Genomic DNA, 19650 nt, shown 5'->3' with positions numbered 1-19650 from the left:
TGTAAGAAATAGATTGAATGACAAAAAGTACCCGTGTTATACTTTACTTGCAAGCAGGTATTGTAAACACGGGTTAGTTATAAAGGAGGATAACTGACAATGAAACAACAGATTTACAATACTGCACTTTATCTTAGGTTAAGCCGAGATGATGAATTACAGGGCGAAAGTTCCAGCATTACCACACAAAGAAGTATGTTGCGTCTATATGCAAAAGAACATCATTTGAATGTGATTGATGAGTATATTGATGACGGCTGGTCGGGAACAAATTTTGAAAGACCGAGTTTCCAGAGAATGATTGAAGATATAGAGGCAGGAAAAATCAACTGTGTTGTAACGAAAGACCTTTCCCGACTTGGCAGAAATTATATTATGACAGGACAATATACAGAATTGTATTTTCCCAGCCATAATGTCCGTTACATAGCGATTGACGACGGTGTAGACAGCGAAAAAGGCGAAAGTGAGATTGCACCATTTAAGAATATCATCAATGAATGGGTGGCAAGAGATACAAGCCGTAAAGTGAAATCTGCATTTAAGACAAAATTTGCAGAGGGTGCGTATTATGGGGCTTATGCTCCGTTAGGATATAAGAAACACCCCGACATCAAAGGAAAACTGCTGGTTGATGAGGAAACAAAATGGATTGTTGAAAAAATCTTCTCCCTAGCCTATCAAGGTTACGGTAGTGCCAAAATCACAAAGGTACTGCGAGAAGAAAAAGTTCCGACAGCGTCTTGGCTGAATTTTACAAGGTATGGTACTTTTGCACATATCTTTGAGGGAAAGCCCGACAGCAAGCGTTATGAATGGACGATTGCTCATGTTAAGGCAATTTTAAAAAGTGAAGTCTATATCGGCAACAGCGTTCATAATCGACAGTCAACTATTTCTTTCAAAAGCAAGAAGAAAGTACGAAAACCCGAAAGTGAATGGTTTCGAGTAGAAAACACGCATGAGCCGATTATTGACAAAGAAGTATTCTATCGTGTGCAGGAACAGATAAAATCAAGGCGTAGACAGACAAAGGAAAAAGCAACGCCGATATTTGCAGGGCTTGTCAAGTGTGCGGATTGTGGCTGGTCTATGCGGTTTGCGACAAATAAGGCAAATAAAACGCCTTACAGTTATTATGCTTGCAGTTACTACGGACAGTTTGGAAAAGGTACTTGTTCTATGCACTATATCCGTTATGATGTGTTGTATCAAGCAGTATTGGAACGATTGCAATATTGGACTAAGGCAGTACAGCAGGACGAAGAAAAGGTGGTGAATAAGATACAAAAGGCTGGCAATGCAGAGCGAATACGGGCAAAGAAGAAAAAGGCAAGTGCTTTGAAGAAAGCCGAGAACCGACAAAATGAGATTGACCGCTTGTTTGCGAAAATGTATGAAGATAGAGCCTGTGAGAAGATAACGGAACGAAACTTCATCATGCTGTCGGGGAAATATCAAAAGGAGCAGATAGAACTGGAACAGCAGATAACCAACCTAAGAGAAGAATTAAGTAAAATGGAACAGGATATGATAGGTGCTGAAAAGTGGATTGAGTTAATCAAGGAGTATTCCGTACCAAAGGAACTGACAGCACCGTTATTAAATGCAATGATAGAAAAAATCCTTATTCACGAAGCAACAACGAATGAGGACAATGAAAGAATACAGGAAATAGAGATATACTACCGATTTATTGGAAAAGTAGACTGATAAATAGGGTTCATATCTTTAACTAAGGGAAACTGGTGACAGATATCCTGATTTGCTTACAACAAAGAAAATATCTCAGATTCTGGATGTAAGTCTTGACGATCTACTGGCTGGAAAAGAAATGGTAAAATTGGTAGAAAGAAATCCTGTAATAGAAAAAAAGAGTGCAAATTATATAATGATTGCTCTCTATGCGTTTATTGTATTCTCATTCTTAATTACAATAATTGATGTGATAATTAGGTTTCCGCTGCAATCACAGGCAGTTGATTACAGTGATATTCAGCTTATTGTGATTAATATATTGGGAATAATCATTCAGATTGTATTTTTTACTTATGGATTATATCAAGCTATAAAGGGCACATTATCTCCCAAAAGGATGGGTGTTGTTATTGTAGCGTATTTTGGTGCAATGTGTATAACAGGATCTGAAAATATTATTAGATATGCAACATGGCAACTTGTTTGTGTTGGAATTGCGTTAATAATTCCAAGCATCATAGGTGCTATTGCATCCTTTTACTATTTTATACGTTGTAAGAATGATAAGATATGGTCGCGTTTGATTTCGGTGGCAGCAATCTGGGGAATTATCCGAATTGTAATCAATAATTATCAGATGATTAGGTATGCAGAACAGTATTTGTCAATGAACACCACAGTAAGATTAGTATTACAAATGGCCATCTATGGATTGATTCTATATCAAACATTTACGTTGACCAAGAAGCGAAAGAATGCTATAGAGATTAGCAATGCAGAAAAGCAATAAAAATTGATTGACTAAAAACCGTAGTCACAATATAATATGTGTAGGAGAGAAGCCTGCGTAAGCGAAGTAAAAGTAGACGGGACAGCCTACTTCCTGATTGGGGGCAAATAATAGCCATAGAAGATTGACCGGTGTATTCCGATCCGCTGTCCTTATTAGGAGATTAGGCGTCTGTGAAACAGCAGACGCTTTTCTTATATGAGAATAAGGAGAATATTAGATGGAAAACAAAAGAATATACAAGCATGTTGTCTTTGCTATATTGAGTGTATTTACGTTGTACATAGTACTAGATTTGTTTAATATTCCCCAAAAGTTTAACATTCCAATTTCTAATATAAATACAGATTTATTTGGAATTGTGTCGAGTGCGGTCGTTGCTTTAGTTATTTACTTTATTTCATATAATGAAATTGATGATAGAAAAATTAAACGAGAAGATAATGCGAAAGATACAGCTAAGGTACTGCTTGCTGATACTTATAAAGAATGTCTTAATACTTTGGAATTGTTGGGGAATAGAGAGATTTTGGAAGCATTTATTGTTCCTAAGGTTGATTTTAATAAAACGAACAAAGATGATAAAATAATGAATAATTTACAAACTTTACCATTTGAGAGTTTTGATAAAATTATATCTTTGTCAGAGGGAGGATATATTTCAAAGGATAAATTAGAAATATATCTATCTATAAAAAAAGAATTTGCTTTAGTTGTTTCGATGAAAATAACATTTTTGGACATTGATAAAGCTCAAGGGTTAAAGCAGATATTATACAAGGAAGAAATAGATAGAAGATTTTATGATTTGATAAATACAATAAATAATGAAATTAGTTTTTTGACCAATAGATAAATGTGAAGTGTAGTAAGAAATTACAATATTCTTAACTTCCAGACATTTTAACTCTCGTTCAAATAAAATGGCTTATTCATGCACTCTATGAGTGTTTTGGAGTCATTCATATGAGAGTTAATTATCTCCTCGAGAGTTAGCACTTAAACAGTCGCAAATCCGCTATTTATAAAGATTCTTTGCAATAGATAGATAATGCTACAGGAAGTTTGGGAATATCTTAGTCGAAAGATAAAGAATATAATAATACAAAAAGGAGAAATAAATGTTTTTTAATGTATTGCTCATGATAAAGTGATGGATGTTTTGAAATAGTAAAGAATTTTTTGTTTGGCTATAAAGAGATATTAAGACAGCAAAAAAGCAATGTGATAATCGACACTAAAGTCGCACATTGCTTATGCTCTCATTAATTTTCTTCTATTATTATATGCGAAATAATGAAAAAGTCAATAGTATTAGGTAAAAATAATGGAGAAAAAATATGCTAAGTTACTTGACGAATGAATTTATAAAAACAAATTTTCAGTTTAATAGTGTTGGACAAATATTATTTATTCAAAAAATCAAAGAATTGTTGAATAATAACTCAGGGGTATCATACAGTTATAAAATAAATAATGCATACAGCATATTATTAGAATTAAAATCAGTAATTAAAGATTTAGAGTATGGGAGAACTAATGGGTTCATATTAGAAGAAGTACGAAAAGAAGCTAATGAAATAGTAAAGAAAGATTTGGTAATGCCAGCTAAGCAAAATGCTTTATATGGAACTGTATGTGATGAAATAAGAAAAGGATTGTCCATTGATAAAAATAATCAATCAATTAATGCAACAGATATGGACAAAGTCCATTCAATGTATAGTGCTATTTGCAATTTAGAAAATGCATATGAAATTATGGATTATTTAAATGACACAGTGGATATGTTAAAAAGTGCAATTCAATCCGATGAATGTGAAAAAATAATTGATCTTACAGAATGTTTAGTAAGTTCTATTATAATTACAAAACGTTCAATTTCAAGTGTATATACAAATGTAGGCTATTTCTTTGAAAGATCGGGAAAAGCATTTGATGATTGTTGGAATCAATGGGTTGGTAATTTGCTACGAATAGACGCAAAATATAAATGTTATTTTAAAATAGAAGACAAATACAAAGAAAAGGTAACAGAGACTATTACAGGTGTAGAAGTTAAGATTATGCATCCTACAGAAAATGGAAGCTCGTTAATTGAGGATGAAAATACATATTGGGAGATTGACATTAAGGCTCCTGCAAATGACCATGTTTCGATTGTTGAGAAAGCATTCCGCGTATATAAAAAAGAAATGGGGATTGTTGAGTTTGCCACAGCAAAAGTAGACAAATTGGATGATAGAGTCATTGTATATGATGAACACTTTAATAAGTTTTTTGATTTAGAACAGAAGACTATTGCAAAAAATCTGGATTATAAACCTTACAATCAATATCATAGAAACATTGATAGAGTTGTGAGACTATTCGTTGATAATTTGAGTAATGAAATTGATAAGAATAAAGTTGTAAATGCGATTATTAATACTTGCAATTTTGAAGGGGAAGGAAAAACATATAATTTCCTTTTACTGTGGTCATCATTGGAAGCATTATTTAGATCAAATCAGTATCCAACTGCTATTACAGCAATCAAAGATATTGTTCCGAATATTTTGTCTCATAGATATATTTATTACAGATTATATGACTTTTTAAAGGATTGTAATAATATCGGTTTGAATTATCAATATCAAGGTAATAACGTGGTTACTGAAAATCCAAACACTGAGCAAATAGTATTGTTGTTTAACATTTTAAGGGATCAGTCTGAAAAGGATGTTTTTTTGCAAGCCTGCAAAAATTCATATGAATTATTATATTATAGAGGTATTGAGTTAGAACGAATCCTCATGAATGCTAAAAATATGAGACAAAAGATAGAAAAACATCGCCAGATATTGGGGTATCAATTACAAAGAATGTATCGGATAAGAAACAAATTTGTTCACCACTCTTTAGTAGATGAAAATATAGATGTACTATGTAAACATATACGTGTGTATATGTGGGAGGCTATACGTGAGATGAGTTATGTTGCAGACAACAGAAAAATCAATACATTAGAAGAATTGTATGCATATTTTAGAATGAACAACATGATGATGCAAAAGATGTTACTTAATGCAAATTCTCCTATTGATGCAAAAAATATATCAAACGGATATTTATAATTGTACTGATAATATAATTATTGTTTTAAGGTGTTGAAAAAATGAGTAGTGTTTGTCAATATTCTGCTCATCAAGTTGGGTATAATTAGACAATTCTTGTTTTAGAAAACGGTAATATGATGATATTATAAATCCAAAGAGCCAGATACCATCTCTGATACCTGGCTGTGAAGAGAAGTGCTCAGTTGTTATAGGATGCTGTGGGTTTGCAGCAAGTATGCAGCACATATATCCGCAAAGCCTTATTTTACGGGTTTCCACAGTTTCGCAAACGTTAATCGTTGTTGTTCAATATTGTATTTTCTATCCCGGAAGTATTTTGCTTCCGGGATTTTTCTAAAAATATCTAAAACAATCTATTATCAAAAATAAATTAAAATTCAGATTAGAAATCAAAATAATAATTCAGTAAAAATCCAGAGTAATTTAATAGAAGAGTGTATTGGAGTGTGGAGTATCTGCAAGATAGAGAAAAAGCAAGTTGCGGATGCAAATTTAAGAATATCAAAGCACAAGAATAGATGTCGTTATTATCATTGTCTGACAGATCGGAATGGGACTTACATTCCAAAAAAGAACATAATATTAAGTAAACAATTGGCTCAGAAAGCATATAACAAATCAATTATAGATAAAGCAGAAGAGCAACTTAGCCAAATAAATAAAATATTAAAAGTAGATACAGACGAAGAAATGAAAAAGTTGTATGATTCCCTACATCCTGATCGGAAAAAATTGATTATTCCATTTGAGGAAAACTGGGAAGACAAGTTGCAAAAATGGTATGAAACATCCTATCAAGGAAAAGAATTTAGAGAAGGCACACCAGTTCTTCTGACTGAAAAAGGAGAACAAGTACGATCAAAATCAGAAAAAATATTAGCAGATTATTTTTACAGAAAGAAGATTTTATATAAATATGAAAAACCATTATATTTAAAAGGATATGGTATAGTATATCCGGATTTCACATTCTTATCTTCGAAAACAGAGCAAGAAATATATTGGGAACATGAAGGGATGATGGATAATCAAGAGTATGCAAGGAGTGCGGTGCGTAAAATAGAATCTTATCAGAAAAATGGAATTTATCCTGGAGAAAGGTTGATTCTTACTTTTGAAACTGAGCAGAATGTGCTTAACCAGAATATAGTTGCAGGTTTGGTAGAGAAATATTTGTAAAGACCAAAAAGCATCTGTAGAAGTATTGCATGAGCAAATGAGGATACCAAAACGTTTAAAATGAATAGCAAAATAAAAAGATGTCACGTAGTGGTGTATTAAAATTATGTGGATGTAATTGAAGAAAAAATATGATATCATGTGAGCAACAAATCGTTATTTTTAGAACAAAATATTTCTATAAGATTAAGCAGATTTTAGTCAATATGAGCTGTTTATTATTGGATTTGATATATCACTTTTTAAAAGAATAGTTTACAATAAATACAAGTAGAAAAAAAGGAGATTTAAAAAAAGGAGGATTTGACATGAAAATTTTGAAAAGTATTCTTAATTATATTCCATTAGCCACGTTTCTCATATTTGTGGTTACTGATGGAATTTTTTCTCTAACATCGGCATTAATTTTTGTTATTTCCACGAGTGGTCTACTAATTAATTGGAAAAGAAAAACAGAGATGAAGAATTAAGAAAATAGGAATTTGTGGAGGATGAAAAGATTATGATAAAGAATATCGCTATTGTCAGTTTATCGAGCGGAACAATAGGAGAGGATTTTGTTAAGCATGAGGTAGATATAGGAATAAAAAGGTTGAATGACTTTGGCCTGAATGTTCGATTTATGCCTCATGCCCTTAAAGGAATAGAATATGTCAAAAACCATCCTGAAAAGCGTGCGGCTGATTTGTTACAAGCCCTTAGTGATCCGGAGATTGATATGATTCTCTGTGCAATTGGTGGAGATGATACATATCGCTTGTTGCCTTTCCTGTTTGAACATAATGAACTGGCAGATGCAGTCTCCAATAAAGTATTTCTTGGCTTTTCTGATACGACGATCAATCATTTTATGCTCCATAAGGTTGGAATGAAAACGTTCTATGGGCAGTCTTTCCTTGCGGACGTCTGTGAACTGGACAAAGATATGCTCCCATATACAAAAAAGTATTTTGAAGAACTGATAAGTACCGGAATGATAAAAGAAGTCAGACCCAGCGAAATCTGGTATGAAGGAAGGACGGATTTTGGTATCGATCGGGTTGGCACACCTTTAAAATATCATCCCGATTATGGTTTTGAATTACTGCAAGGCAATTCTGTTTTCTCAGGAGAGATCCTTGGCGGTTGTATTGATTCCATTTATGATTTTTTCAATGGAGAACGCTATGTGGATATGCCGCTTTTTTGCAAGAAGTACAAACTATTCCCAGAGATTGCAGATTGGGTCGGAAAGATTCTTCTGTTAGAATCCAGTGAAGAGAAGATGTCTCCTGAAAAATACAGAAAAGCCGTACTCGCACTAAAAGAAACAGGCATTTTTGATGTGATTTCAGGTATTCTCATAGGAAAGCCGATGGATGAAACTTATGTGCAGGAATATAAACAGATACTGGTAGACGTAATTGATCATCCGAATTTGCCCATAGTGTGCAATATCAATATCGGACACGCCCAGCCACGTTGCATCATTCCCTTTGGTGTTGTGGCAACGGTCGATATTGATAATCAAGTAATTAGATTTGCAAACTGAGAGACAACTTCCAGTTTGACTTTTTTATGGAATGAGCATAGACATTCATTGTGGTACTGACATCTGAGTGTCCTAATAGTTCCTGCATATTCTTTGGTGCAGCTCTGTTTGCCAAAAGGTTACTTGTGTAGGTGTGACGTTTGTATTATCCATCCCGGAAGTATTATTACTTCCGGGATTTTTCTGCAATATAAAGAAAAATGCAGATTACTAACACAAGTAATAGTGAAAAACATTTTTATATTGTTTATTATAATTATAGAGAACATATGGGGCACGAGAAAAGGCAATTATAAATTGAATTCAGAGAGTGATCCAATAGAAATTCTTTATTGTTGTATTGCGATTCCTCTAGGGTTACTCATTGTAGTAGCAACATTTTGGAGTATGTTCGGAAAGAACTCAAATAAAGAAAAGAATAAAAACTAGGAGGGAAAGGTATGATTTGCAAAAATTGTTCAGCACAAATTCCGGATGGCAGTAAATTTTGTACAGTATGTGGGCATAAAATAGTGGTAGAACCATTCGTTGCTCCAAAACCACAGCAACCGCCACAGACAGAGCCTACACAGGTTCCGCTACAGGCGCAGCATATGCAGACACCGCCACAGACACAGCCTACACAGGTTCCGTCACAAGCACCATATACGCAGATTCCACCACAGGTACAGCAGGGGCAGGTGCCACCATATAATCTTAATGATGCACAACAACAGACTGTGAGTAAGAATCCTGCACTTGATGCACCGTTGACAGTGCTTGATTTTTTCCTGATGTCACTGTTGTCATTTGTTCCTATAATTGGATTTATTTTCTTACTTATATGGGCATTTTCTGGAAATACAAATATTAATCGAAAGAATTATGCCAGAGCAGCACTTATCTGGATACTCGTAAGTATTGGATTAGTGATTTTGCTGAGCATCATAGGAGGCGGAATTTTAAATAGCATGATGTAGGGAATAATGATAAAAAATACGTGTAAAAATAAAGAAATTTAGCTTTGCAGTTTAGAATAGAAATATCCTGATAAGTATAAAGTGTTTTAACTTTGCAACTTGTCAGGATATTTTCTTGTGTTTTCTGTGCTGGAAAAGTAATATTAATAGTGAGTTGTATGTGGCTTGTATTTGTAATGGATTGCATTCATAAAGAGAGGAATTAGAAATGAGAAAAGAAAGTACATTATGTTACATCGAACAGGATAACAAATACCTGATGCTTCATCGTGTTGTGAAGAAAAATGATGTGAATAAGGATAAATGGATTGGAGTAGGAGGACATTTTGAGCATGGAGAAAGCCCGGAAGAGTGTCTGCTTAGAGAGGTCAAAGAAGAGACCGGGTATACGCTGACATCGTGGAAATATCGCGGGATTGTAACATTTGTCTATGGAGAAGATGTCACTGAATATATGTCGCTTTATACGGCAGATGCATTTACGGGAGTGCCGATAGAATGCGATGAAGGTGTTCTTGAATGGGTTGAAAAAGATAGAATCAAAGAATTGAACTTATGGGAAGGTGACCGTATTTTCTTCCGTTTATTGGACGAGAGGGAAGAGTTCTTTTCGTTGAAATTAGTATATAACAAATCCGATGTGTTGGAATATGCAGCACTCGACGGCATACCAATGGAGCTTTTTGATGTTATTAATCCGGATGGTAGTAAAACGGGAGTTGTAAAAGAACGTGGGGTGGCACACCGTGAGGGGGCGCTTCATGCAACTGTTCATACATGGATCGTCAGAAAAAATGACAAGAGTGGTTATGATGTACTATTGCAGAAGAGAAGTCTTTGTAAGGACTCTAATCCGGGAAGTTATGACATTTCTTCAGCAGGACATGTGGATGCAGGAGATGAGACTCTCGAAAGTGCTCTGAGAGAATTGCGGGAAGAACTGGGAATTGAGGCGACGGAAGACGATTTGACAGAGGTTGGAGTTCATAGAGGACAGTTTGAAGCTGTATTTCATGGAAAACTATTCAAAGATAACGAATTGAGTACGGTTTACCTTTATCAGAAACCGGTTGATATTACAACGCTTACATTACAAGAGTCAGAAGTATCCGATGTTATTTGGATGGATTTTTCAGAGTGCAGAGAAAAGATTAAAAATAAATCGTTACCGAACTGTATTTATCTGGAAGAATTTGATATGATTGGAGAGAAACTCGGAATACTGTCTGAGAAAAATATATAGTAGGAGAGCAAGATGAGTATATTAAATGTAGAACATTTATCACATGGGTTTGGAGATCGTGCGATTTTTTCGGATGTATCATTCCGTCTTTTGAAGGGCGAGCACATCGGTCTGGTGGGGGCTAATGGTGAAGGAAAATCCACATTTATGAGTATTGTTACCGGAAAATTGCTGCCGGATGAAGGGAAAGTAGAATGGGCGAAAAATGTGCATGCAGGATATTTGGATCAGCATGCAGTTTTAAAAAGCGGAATGACGATCCGTGAAGCATTAAAAGCAGCATTTGATCCGCTTTTGCAAAAAGAACAGAGAATGAATGAAATCTGTGACATGTTAGGAACAGCAGATGATGAGCAGATGACGGAGCTTATGGAAGAACTTGGAACAATCCAGGACGAGCTGACACTACATGATTTTTATACAATTGATGCAAAAGTAGAAGAGGTGGCAAGAGCACTGGGCCTGCTTGATCTGGGGCTTGAGCGGGATGTGACAGATTTAAGTGGGGGTCAGAGAACAAAAGTGCTCCTGGCAAAACTGCTTTTAGAAAAACCAGATATCCTTTTGTTAGATGAGCCGACAAACTACCTGGATGAGGAACATATTGTCTGGCTGAAACGATATTTATTGGATTATGAAAATGCATTTATATTAATCTCGCATGACATTCCGTTTTTGAATGATGTGGTAAATATTATTTATCACATGGAGAATCAGGAACTGAATCGTTATGTCGGAGATTATGATCATTTTCAAGAAGTTTATGCAGTAAAAAAAGCACAGCTGGAAGCTGCATATCGTCGTCAGCAGCAGGAAATCAGTGAACTGAAAGATTTTGTGGCGCGTAATAAAGCACGCGTTTCTACAAGAAATATGGCTATGTCACGCCAGAAAAAACTGGATAAGATGGATGTAATCGAATTAGCGGCAGAGAGACCGAAGCCACAGTTTAAATTTCAGTATGGAAGAACTCCTGGAAAAATTTTATTTGAGACAGAGAATCTTGTTACAGGATATGATGAGCCACTGTCAAAACCATTGAATTTTTCTATGGAACGCGGTAATAAAATTGCTCTGGTAGGAACGAATGGTATTGGAAAAACTACATTGTTGAAGAGTATTTTAGGGCTGATTCCTTCTCTGTCCGGAAAGTGTGAGCTGGGTGAAAATTTACAGATTGGTTATTTTGAACAGGAAGTAAAAGGTGATAACCGAAATACCTGTATTGAGGAGATTTGGGAAGAATTCCCTTCGTTTACTCAATATGAAGTGCGTTCTGCACTGGCGAAATGTGGATTGACGACAAAGCATATTGAAAGTCAGGTGAGGGTACTTAGCGGAGGAGAGCAGGCAAAGGTGCGTCTTTGTAAGCTGATGAACAGAGATACGAATATTTTGCTTTTAGATGAGCCGACGAATCATTTGGATGTGGATGCAAAGGATTCATTAAAGAAAGCATTACAGGAATATAGGGGAAGCATTTTGCTAATTTGTCATGAACCGGAATTTTACAAAGATGTAGTAAATGATGTCTGGGATATGAGCCGCTGGACAACAAAAGTTTTCTGATAGATTTGCGGGGATAAGAGTGATTTTTCGAAGTGTCTGTGCCGGGTAACTAATAAGTACTTATTAGAATGTATTGATGGTGAGCATATTGAACTTAAAAAATTTCATAGTTATAATAAGAATATGCGAAAAAATGAAAATTAAGTTTGAAAACAAAGGAGAATCATCAATGAAAATGTTATCCATTGAACAGGAACTGAAGAATAACACTTATCCGGGAAGAGGAATCATCCTTGGAAAAAGTGAAGATGGTACAAAAGCTGTAGCAGCTTATTTTATTATGGGGAGAAGTGAGAACAGTCGTAATCGTGTGTTTGTGGAAGATGGGGAAGGTATCCGCACACAGGCGTTTGATCCATCCAAATTGACAGATCCAAGTCTGATTATTTATGCACCGGTACGTGTGCTTGGAAACAAAACAATTGTTACAAACGGAGATCAGACAGATACAATTTACGAGGGAATGGATAAACAGCTTACATTCGAACAGTCTCTTCGTTCACGTGAGTTTGAGCCGGACGGACCGAATTATACACCACGTATTTCAGGTGTGATGCATTTGGAAGACGGAAAGTATAACTATGCAATGTCTATTTTGAAAAGTAATAATGGTAATCCGGAAAGCTGTAATCGTTATACATTTGCATACGAGAATCCGGCAGCAGGTAAGGGACATTTTATTCATACATATATGCATGACGGTAATCCGCTTCCAAGCTTTGAAGGAGAGCCAAAGTTAATTGGAATTCCAAATGATATGGAGAGTTTTACAGAGTTGTTATGGAACAGCCTGAATGAAGAAAATAAAGTTTCATTATTTGTCCGCTACATCGATATTGAGACAGGAAAATACGAGACAAAGATTGTAAATAAAAATAACTAAATAATATCAGAACTGTGAAATACAATTAGTAAGAGGAGCAGATAAGATGAAAGAATTAGAATTAAAATATGGTTGTAATCCAAATCAGAAACCTTCAAGAATTTATATGGCTGACGGAAGTGAACTTCCAATCCAGGTATTATGCGGACGTCCGGGATATATTAACTTCCTGGATGCATTTAATGGCTGGCTGCTTGTATCAGAATTGAAAAAGGCAACAGGTCTTCCTGCAGCAACATCATTTAAACATGTTTCACCGGCAGGAGCAGCAGTGGGACTTCCATTAGATGAGACACTTGCAAAAATTTACTGGGTAGATGACCTTGGAGAACTTTCTCCGCTGGCATCAGCATATGCAAGAGCAAGAGGAGCAGATAGAATGTCTTCATTCGGTGATTTTATTGCACTTTCTGATGTGTGTGATGTAGATACAGCAAGATTGATCAAGAGAGAGGTCTCAGATGGTGTAATCGCACCTGGATTTGAGCCGGAAGCATTGGAATTGTTGAAACAGAAGAAAAAAGGAAATTACAATGTTATTCAGATCGATCCAAATTACGTGCCGGCTCCATTGGAACATAAAGAAGTATTTGGGATTACATTTGAACAGGGAAGAAATGAGTTGAAGATTGATGATGAGTTTTTCTCAAATGTTGTAACAGATAATAAGGAAATTCCTGATTCAGCTAAGATGGACCTTGCCATTTCTATGATCACATTAAAATATACACAGTCAAACTCTGTATGTTATGTAAAGGGCGGACAGGCAATCGGTATCGGAGCAGGACAGCAGTCTCGTATTCATTGCACACGTCTGGCAGGACAGAAAGCAGACAACTGGTGGCTTCGTCAGTCTCCACAGGTTCTGGGACTTCAGTTTAAAGATGGAATCGGACGTGCGGATCGTGATAATGCAATTGATCTCTATATTGGAGAAGAATATATGGATGTTCTTGCAGATGGTGTTTGGGAGAATACATTTAAAGAAAAACCAGCAGTATTTACAAGAGAAGAAAAGCGTGCATGGCTGGATAAGATGACAGATGTTTCACTTGGTTCGGATGCATTCTTCCCATTTGGAGATAATATCGAACGAGCTCATAAAAGTGGTGTAAAATATATTGCACAGCCGGGCGGCTCAGTGAGAGATGACAACGTAATTTCTGTATGTAATAAATATGGCATGGCAATGGCATTTACAGGAATTCGTTTATTCCACCACTAAAATATACTGAGAATGAAAAAGAATGTGCTTCGGTACATTCTTTTTTTGTGCCGTGGGACTGGAAAAAACGAGGGTAATGTGGTATAGTCACTACTATATGGAGGAAACACTATGGTATTAGAGACGAGAAGTCCTGAACAAACATTTCAGATTGGTGTTGATCTGGCAAAGAAAGCCGTACCGGGACAAGTATTTACTTTGACAGGAGATCTAGGCGTTGGCAAAACTGTATTTACACAGGGATTTGCACATGGATTAGGAATCACAGAGCCTGTGAACAGTCCGACATTCACAATCGTTCAGGTGTATGAGGGTGGACGACTTCCATTTTATCATTTTGATGTATATCGTATTGGTGATGTAGAAGAGATGGATGAAGTCGGTTTTGATGAATATGTGATGGGGGAAGGCGTATCGCTGATAGAATGGGCGAATTTGATTGAAGAGATACTTCCTGAAAGACGTACAGAGATCATTATTGAAAAAGATCTTCAGGAAGGATTTGAGTATCGGAGAATTACGATAGAAGAACGATAAAAACACATTTGGAAAAAGGTCAGCATTGTCTGACCTTTCTTGGTTAGCAATAAACACTTAACGAGGTGACAGGAGGAGCATATGAGAGTACTGGCAATTGACAGCTCAGGAATGACTGCAACAGTGGCAGTTGTAGAAGATACGCAAACAATTGCGGAATATACAGTAAATTTTAAAAAGACACATTCACAGACATTGTTGCCGATGATCGATACAATGGGGAAGATGATAGAGCTTGATCTGAAATCAATCGATGCGATTGCTGTAGCAGGAGGACCAGGTTCATTTACAGGTCTTCGAATTGGGTCAGCTACGGCAAAAGGATTGGGACTGGCATTGGAGAAACCATTGATACACGTGCCGACAGTAGATGGACTTGCGTATAATCTTTATGGGTGCCAGGATATTATTTGTCCTATTATGGATGCCAGAAGAAAGCAAGTTTATACAGGAATGTACACATTTGCAAGAAGAGAACTGGAAGGCAGTAAGGAGACAGAACTGGTACTGGATGTATTAGAAGCACAGAATGCATCTCCAATAGAAGAATTGATAGAACGTCTGAATATACATGGAAGACCGGTTGTATTTCTCGGAGATGGCGTGCCGGTATATCAGGATGTAATCAGAGAAAAGATGCGTGTACCATTTTCTTTTGCACCTGCGAGTGCGAACCGTCAGAGAGCAGCAGTAGTCGGAGCTCTTGGAATTCAGTATTGTAAAGAGGGAAAATTTGAGACGGCAATGGAACATCAGCCGGACTATCTGCGTGTATCACAGGCGGAAAGAGAGCGTGCGGAAAAAGAACGTAAGGCTGTTGTATCAATTCGTCAGATGAAAGTAGAAGATGCGGCAGCAATCGCAGAGATGGAACATCAGACATTTTCAGATGCTTGGAGCGAGAAGGCGATTCTTGATACACTTCGTAATCCAAAAACAATTTGTCTTGTAGCAGAAAAGATAGGGAAGATTGTAGGATATTGTATTGTCTATACAGCAGATGATGAGGCTGATATTGCCCGAATCGCAGTCTTAAAAGAATCAAGAAGATTTGGTATCGCATCAGAATTGATACATGCATTAGACGTGATCTGCTGGGAAAACCAGATACAGATTATTATGTTGGATGTTCGTGTCAGCAATGATGGTGCAAGAGCATTTTACGAAAAGCATGGCTTTACACAAGACGGAATCCGTGAAAATTATTATAAAAATCCAATTGAAGATGCGATTTTAATGAGTCGTGCGGTGATACCAACGAAAAAATAGAGCGTAGAAATAGAGGAATAATATGTTAGATGTATGTTTACTTGGCTGTGGCGGGATGATGCCACTGCCATATCGTTGGCTGACTTCCCTGATGACCAGATTTAATGGGAGCAGTTTGCTGATCGATTGTGGAGAGGGAACACAGATCGCAATAAAAGAAAAAGGCTGGAGTTTTAAACCGATTGATGTGATTTGTTTTACTCATTATCACGGTGACCATATTAGTGGTTTACCGGGATTGTTGCTGACAATGGGAAATGCGGACCGAACAGAACCGCTGACTTTAATCGGACCAAAAGGCTTGGAGAGAGTTGTAAATGCCCTCAGGGTAATTGCACCGGAATTACCATTTCCGATTTATTACAAAGAAATTGAAGGTGCAGAACAGACTTTTGAGATGAATGGATACAGGCTTAAGGCGTTTCGTGTAAATCATAATGTACTCTGTTACGGATATACATTGGAAATCGATCGTGCCGGAAAATTTGATCCTGCACGTGCAAAAGAACAGAATATTGAACAGAAATACTGGAGTTTGTTGCAGAAGGGTGAAACGATAGAGACGGAAGGCCGTGTGCTGACTCCGGACATGGTGCTTGGACCAGCTAGAAAAGGAATTAAACTGACTTATACAACGGATACAAGACCGACAAAATCAATTCGTGAAAATGCGGTGGATTCGGATTTGTTTATTTGTGAAGGAATGTATGGAGAGAAAGAAAAGGCAACAAAAGCTGTTGAATATAAGCATATGACATTTTATGAGGCAGCAGAGCTTGCAAAAGAAGCAAATGTAAGAGAAATGTGGTTGACACATTATAGTCCGTCGCTTACGCATCCGGAGATGTATATGGATGAGGTGCGTAAGATTTTTCCAGCGTCTAAGGCGGGAAAAGACAGGATGTCTGTAGAAATGAAATTTGACTAGGAGAAAATTATGAGGGAAATACAGGATATTAATATTTTGGCAATAGAAAGCTCCTGCGATGAAACTGCAGCAGCAGTAGTGCATAATGGAAGAGAAGTACGATCTAATATTATTTCTTCTCAGATTGACCTGCACAAATTGTATGGTGGAGTCGTACCGGAAATCGCCTCCAGAAAGCATATTGAAAAAATTAACCAGGTAATTGAAGAGGCATTGAAAGAAGCGGATACAACATTGGACGAAATCGATGCGATCGGAGTGACTTACGGACCAGGGCTTGTGGGAGCCCTGTTAGTTGGCGTTGCAGAAGCAAAGGCAATCGCATTTGCAAAGAATAAACCATTGATTGGAGTGCATCATATAGAAGGTCATATTTCTGCAAATTATATTGAACATCCAGATTTAGAGCCGCCATTTTTGTGCCTGGTAGTATCTGGCGGACATACACATCTTGTATGTGTAAAGGAATATGGAAAGTATGAAATCTTAGGCGGAACACGCGATGATGCCGTTGGAGAAGCCTATGATAAAGTGGCACGTACAATTGGTTTGGGATATCCGGGTGGACCGAAGATTGAAAGAATTGCACGTGAAGGAAATCCAAATGCGATTGTATTTCCAAAAGCACGAATTGAAGGATCACCATATGATTTTAGCTTTAGCGGATTGAAATCAGCTGTCTTAAACTATATCAATGGATGTCAAATGAAAGGACAGGAATATAATCCGGCAGATATTGCGGCATCATTTCAGAAGGCAGCAATTGATGCATTGGTAGAGAAATCTATGAAAGCAGTAGATGAATTTGACATGTATAAGTTTGCGATAGCAGGCGGAGTGGCATCGAATGGTGCACTGCGTCAGGCAATGGAAGAGGCATGTGCAAAACGTGATATGAAATTTTATTATCCGTCTCCGATTTTCTGTACAGATAATGCAGCGATGATCGGTGCAGCGGCATATTATGAATATCTTGCAGGAACAAGACATGGATGGGATTTGAATGCCGTGCCAAATCTGAAGCTTGGAGAACGATGATTATAAGGTTTATAAAGAGGAGAATCTTGAAATGGTAAAGAAACATTGTACAGCAATCGTATTGGCAGCAGGACAGGGAAAGCGAATGGGAACAAAAGTGCATAAACAATATCTGTTGTTACAGGATAAACCGGTGCTGTATTATTCATTACAGACATTTCAAGATTCAGCTCTTATAGATGAGATTTATCTTGTTACCGGACAAGGAGAGGAATCCTATTGTGAGGAACAGATTGTAAGACCATACGGTTTTACGAAAGTGACACATATTGTGGAAGGCGGAGCAGAACGTTACAATTCCGTATGGAATGCATTAAAGTACGTAGAGGATGGATATGTATTTATTCATGATGGCGCACGCCCGTTTATAAGTGAAGAGATAATAGAACGTGCATATGAATCTGTTCAGAGTTGTAATGCATGTGTTGTTGGAATGCCGGTAAAGGATACAATAAAGATTGCGGATGATCATGCAAATGTTGCTGAAACTCCGGACAGAAGTAAAGTATGGATGGTGCAGACACCACAGGTTTTTCATGTTGGGCTGGTGAAAGAAGCATATAGATGTTTAATGGAACAAGAAGAGACGAATGTAACGGATGATGCAATGGTAGTAGAAACATTTACGGGGCATTCTGTAAGATTAGTGCAAGGAAGCTATGAAAATATTAAAATCACAACGCCGGAAGACTTGGAAATAGGCGAGGTTTTTGCTGGAAAATATGGGAAATAAATAACTTAAAAAAAGTTTAAAAAAGTTTTGAAAAAGTGTTGACATAATATAAACCATGTGATAATATACTACTTGTCGCGAACGACATAAACAAAAAGCGACAAAACAGAATATGGAGAGGTATCGAAGTGGTCATAACGAGGCGGTCTTGAAAACCGTTTGTCCGCAAGGGCGCGTGGGTTCGAATCCCACCCTCTCCGCTTGAATCGTATCGGCAAATGCCGATACGATTTTTTGTATATTAGGAAAGTGTTCTTTCCTAATATACAAAAAGGCTGCGCGAGGATGCATTTTATAAACTTGAAAAAAGGACTGGACAAATCAGAACAAATCATGTATATTAGTCTTCGGTCATTTTTTTTGGAGAAGTACCCAAGCTGGCCGAAGGGGCTCCCCTGGAAAGGGAGTAGGTCGTTAGTAGCGGCGCGAGGGTTCAAATCCCTCCTTCTCCGTTTGTGTTACATGATTATCTCAGTCGAGAAGACTCCCACCTCTTTCAGGTGGTGAGTAACAGCTCGACTTGAAATATGTGATACAAGAAGGCATGAAAACTGATAAAACATTTTTTGAGATAAGATGAAAAAAAGTTGAAAAAAGTGTTGACAGAATAAAGAGTACATGCTAATATAAATGAGCTGTCGCAAACAAGATATCGAGAGAATGAACTTGAAGCGATAAAGTAAAAAAATTAAAAAAGTTGTTGACAAACAGCGAAAGATGTGATAATCTAAATAAGCTGTCGCAAACGACAACAAAACAAAGAACATTGATAACTAAACAATAGACAACAGATCCTTGAAAATTTCTTTAAGAGAAACATTTTTAAGAATGGTTTATAACAAACCAAAACAACAGTAAAAGGATAGATTAGCTAGAGTTAATCTTGACTAGAACAAACACTTTTAACGAGAGTTTGATCCTGGCTCAGGATGAACGCTGGCGGCGTGCT

At 36.8% G+C, this 19650-nt stretch carries 16 protein-coding genes, 2 tRNA genes and 1 pseudogene; 18 read left to right on the top strand and 1 reads right to left on the bottom strand.

What is annotated here, in order from left to right:
• Positions 1 to 99: 99 nt before the first annotated feature.
• The 6 genes from LQE94_RS14325 (at position 100) to LQE94_RS14300 (ending at position 8317) form a co-directional block, all read left to right on the top strand.
• Complete coding sequence (locus LQE94_RS14325; RefSeq protein ID WP_117518367.1) at positions 100 to 1713, top strand: recombinase family protein; 1614 nt, start codon at positions 100 to 102, stop codon at positions 1711 to 1713.
• Between the two features lie 52 nt (positions 1714 to 1765).
• Positions 1766 to 2488: a hypothetical protein gene (locus LQE94_RS14320; RefSeq protein WP_240578007.1), complete on the top strand. Its 723-nt coding sequence runs from the start codon at positions 1766 to 1768 to the stop codon at positions 2486 to 2488.
• 220 nt (positions 2489 to 2708) lie between these two features.
• A complete protein-coding gene (locus tag LQE94_RS14315) occupies positions 2709 to 3344 on the top strand; it encodes a hypothetical protein (RefSeq protein WP_240578006.1) in 636 nt (211 codons plus the stop codon).
• A 484-nt stretch (positions 3345 to 3828) separates the two neighbouring features.
• Entirely contained in the window at positions 3829 to 5604 is a 1776-nt protein-coding gene (locus tag LQE94_RS14310) for a hypothetical protein (protein ID WP_240578005.1), read from the top strand.
• Between the two features lie 597 nt (positions 5605 to 6201).
• A complete protein-coding gene (locus tag LQE94_RS14305) occupies positions 6202 to 6786 on the top strand; it encodes a hypothetical protein (RefSeq protein WP_240578004.1) in 585 nt (194 codons plus the stop codon).
• Positions 6787 to 7288: 502 nt separating this feature from the next.
• Complete coding sequence (locus LQE94_RS14300) at positions 7289 to 8317, top strand: S66 family peptidase (RefSeq protein ID WP_240578003.1); 1029 nt, start codon at positions 7289 to 7291, stop codon at positions 8315 to 8317.
• On the opposite strand, the pseudogene LQE94_RS14295 reads toward LQE94_RS14300, so the two are convergent.
• Positions 8301 to 8456, bottom strand: a pseudogene (locus LQE94_RS14295) (tyrosine-type recombinase/integrase); the annotation flags it as partial. The gene LQE94_RS14300 and the pseudogene LQE94_RS14295 sit on opposite strands and share 17 nt — an antisense overlap.
• A 301-nt stretch (positions 8457 to 8757) precedes the next feature.
• Between LQE94_RS14295 and LQE94_RS14290 the strand changes: the two are divergent.
• The 12 genes from LQE94_RS14290 (at position 8758) to LQE94_RS14235 (ending at position 19153) form a co-directional block, all read left to right on the top strand.
• On the top strand, positions 8758 to 9276 hold the full coding sequence (locus tag LQE94_RS14290; protein ID WP_240578002.1) for a zinc-ribbon domain-containing protein: 519 nt from the start codon (positions 8758 to 8760) through the stop codon (positions 9274 to 9276).
• 208 nt (positions 9277 to 9484) lie between these two features.
• Positions 9485 to 10519: an NUDIX domain-containing protein gene (locus tag LQE94_RS14285; RefSeq protein WP_240578001.1), complete on the top strand. Its 1035-nt coding sequence runs from the start codon at positions 9485 to 9487 to the stop codon at positions 10517 to 10519.
• Between the two features lie 12 nt (positions 10520 to 10531).
• Positions 10532 to 12088: an ABC-F family ATP-binding cassette domain-containing protein gene (locus LQE94_RS14280; RefSeq protein ID WP_022076317.1), complete on the top strand. Its 1557-nt coding sequence runs from the start codon at positions 10532 to 10534 to the stop codon at positions 12086 to 12088.
• A 169-nt stretch (positions 12089 to 12257) separates the two neighbouring features.
• Positions 12258 to 12971 (top strand): IMP cyclohydrolase, encoded by a 714-nt coding sequence (locus LQE94_RS14275; protein WP_240578000.1) that lies wholly within the window; start codon positions 12258 to 12260, stop codon positions 12969 to 12971.
• A 46-nt stretch (positions 12972 to 13017) separates the two neighbouring features.
• Positions 13018 to 14196, top strand: coding sequence for a phosphoribosylaminoimidazolecarboxamide formyltransferase (locus LQE94_RS14270; RefSeq protein WP_117992098.1), 1179 nt, complete (start codon positions 13018 to 13020; stop codon positions 14194 to 14196).
• A gap of 111 nt (positions 14197 to 14307) precedes the next feature.
• Positions 14308 to 14733 (top strand): tRNA (adenosine(37)-N6)-threonylcarbamoyltransferase complex ATPase subunit type 1 TsaE, encoded by a 426-nt coding sequence (gene tsaE, locus LQE94_RS14265; RefSeq protein WP_022076314.1) that lies wholly within the window; start codon positions 14308 to 14310, stop codon positions 14731 to 14733.
• A gap of 81 nt (positions 14734 to 14814) precedes the next feature.
• The gene (gene tsaB / locus LQE94_RS14260; RefSeq protein WP_240577999.1) at positions 14815 to 16002 is read left to right on the top strand and encodes a tRNA (adenosine(37)-N6)-threonylcarbamoyltransferase complex dimerization subunit type 1 TsaB; all 1188 of its coding nucleotides are present in this window, start codon (positions 14815 to 14817) and stop codon (positions 16000 to 16002) included.
• Positions 16003 to 16024: 22 nt separating this feature from the next.
• A complete protein-coding gene (locus LQE94_RS14255; protein ID WP_240577998.1) occupies positions 16025 to 16930 on the top strand; it encodes a ribonuclease Z in 906 nt (301 codons plus the stop codon).
• 9 nt (positions 16931 to 16939) lie between these two features.
• Positions 16940 to 17968, top strand: coding sequence for a tRNA (adenosine(37)-N6)-threonylcarbamoyltransferase complex transferase subunit TsaD (tsaD, locus tag LQE94_RS14250; protein ID WP_117992096.1), 1029 nt, complete (start codon positions 16940 to 16942; stop codon positions 17966 to 17968).
• A 31-nt stretch (positions 17969 to 17999) separates the two neighbouring features.
• Positions 18000 to 18701 carry a 2-C-methyl-D-erythritol 4-phosphate cytidylyltransferase gene (ispD, locus tag LQE94_RS14245; RefSeq protein WP_118738318.1) on the top strand — a complete coding sequence of 234 codons (702 nt, stop codon included), beginning with the start codon at positions 18000 to 18002 and terminating at the stop codon, positions 18699 to 18701.
• Positions 18702 to 18815: 114 nt separating this feature from the next.
• Positions 18816 to 18901, top strand: a tRNA-Ser gene (locus LQE94_RS14240).
• Positions 18902 to 19063: 162 nt separating this feature from the next.
• Positions 19064 to 19153, top strand: a tRNA-Ser gene (locus tag LQE94_RS14235).
• Positions 19154 to 19650: the final 497 nt, after the last annotated feature.

Source organism: Mediterraneibacter sp. NSJ-151, assembly GCF_022487435.1.
GTDB lineage: Bacteria > Bacillota > Clostridia > Lachnospirales > Lachnospiraceae > Schaedlerella > Schaedlerella hominis.
The sequence above is the reverse complement of the archived record's forward strand: the minus strand, read 5'-3'. Positions and strand labels throughout refer to the sequence as shown.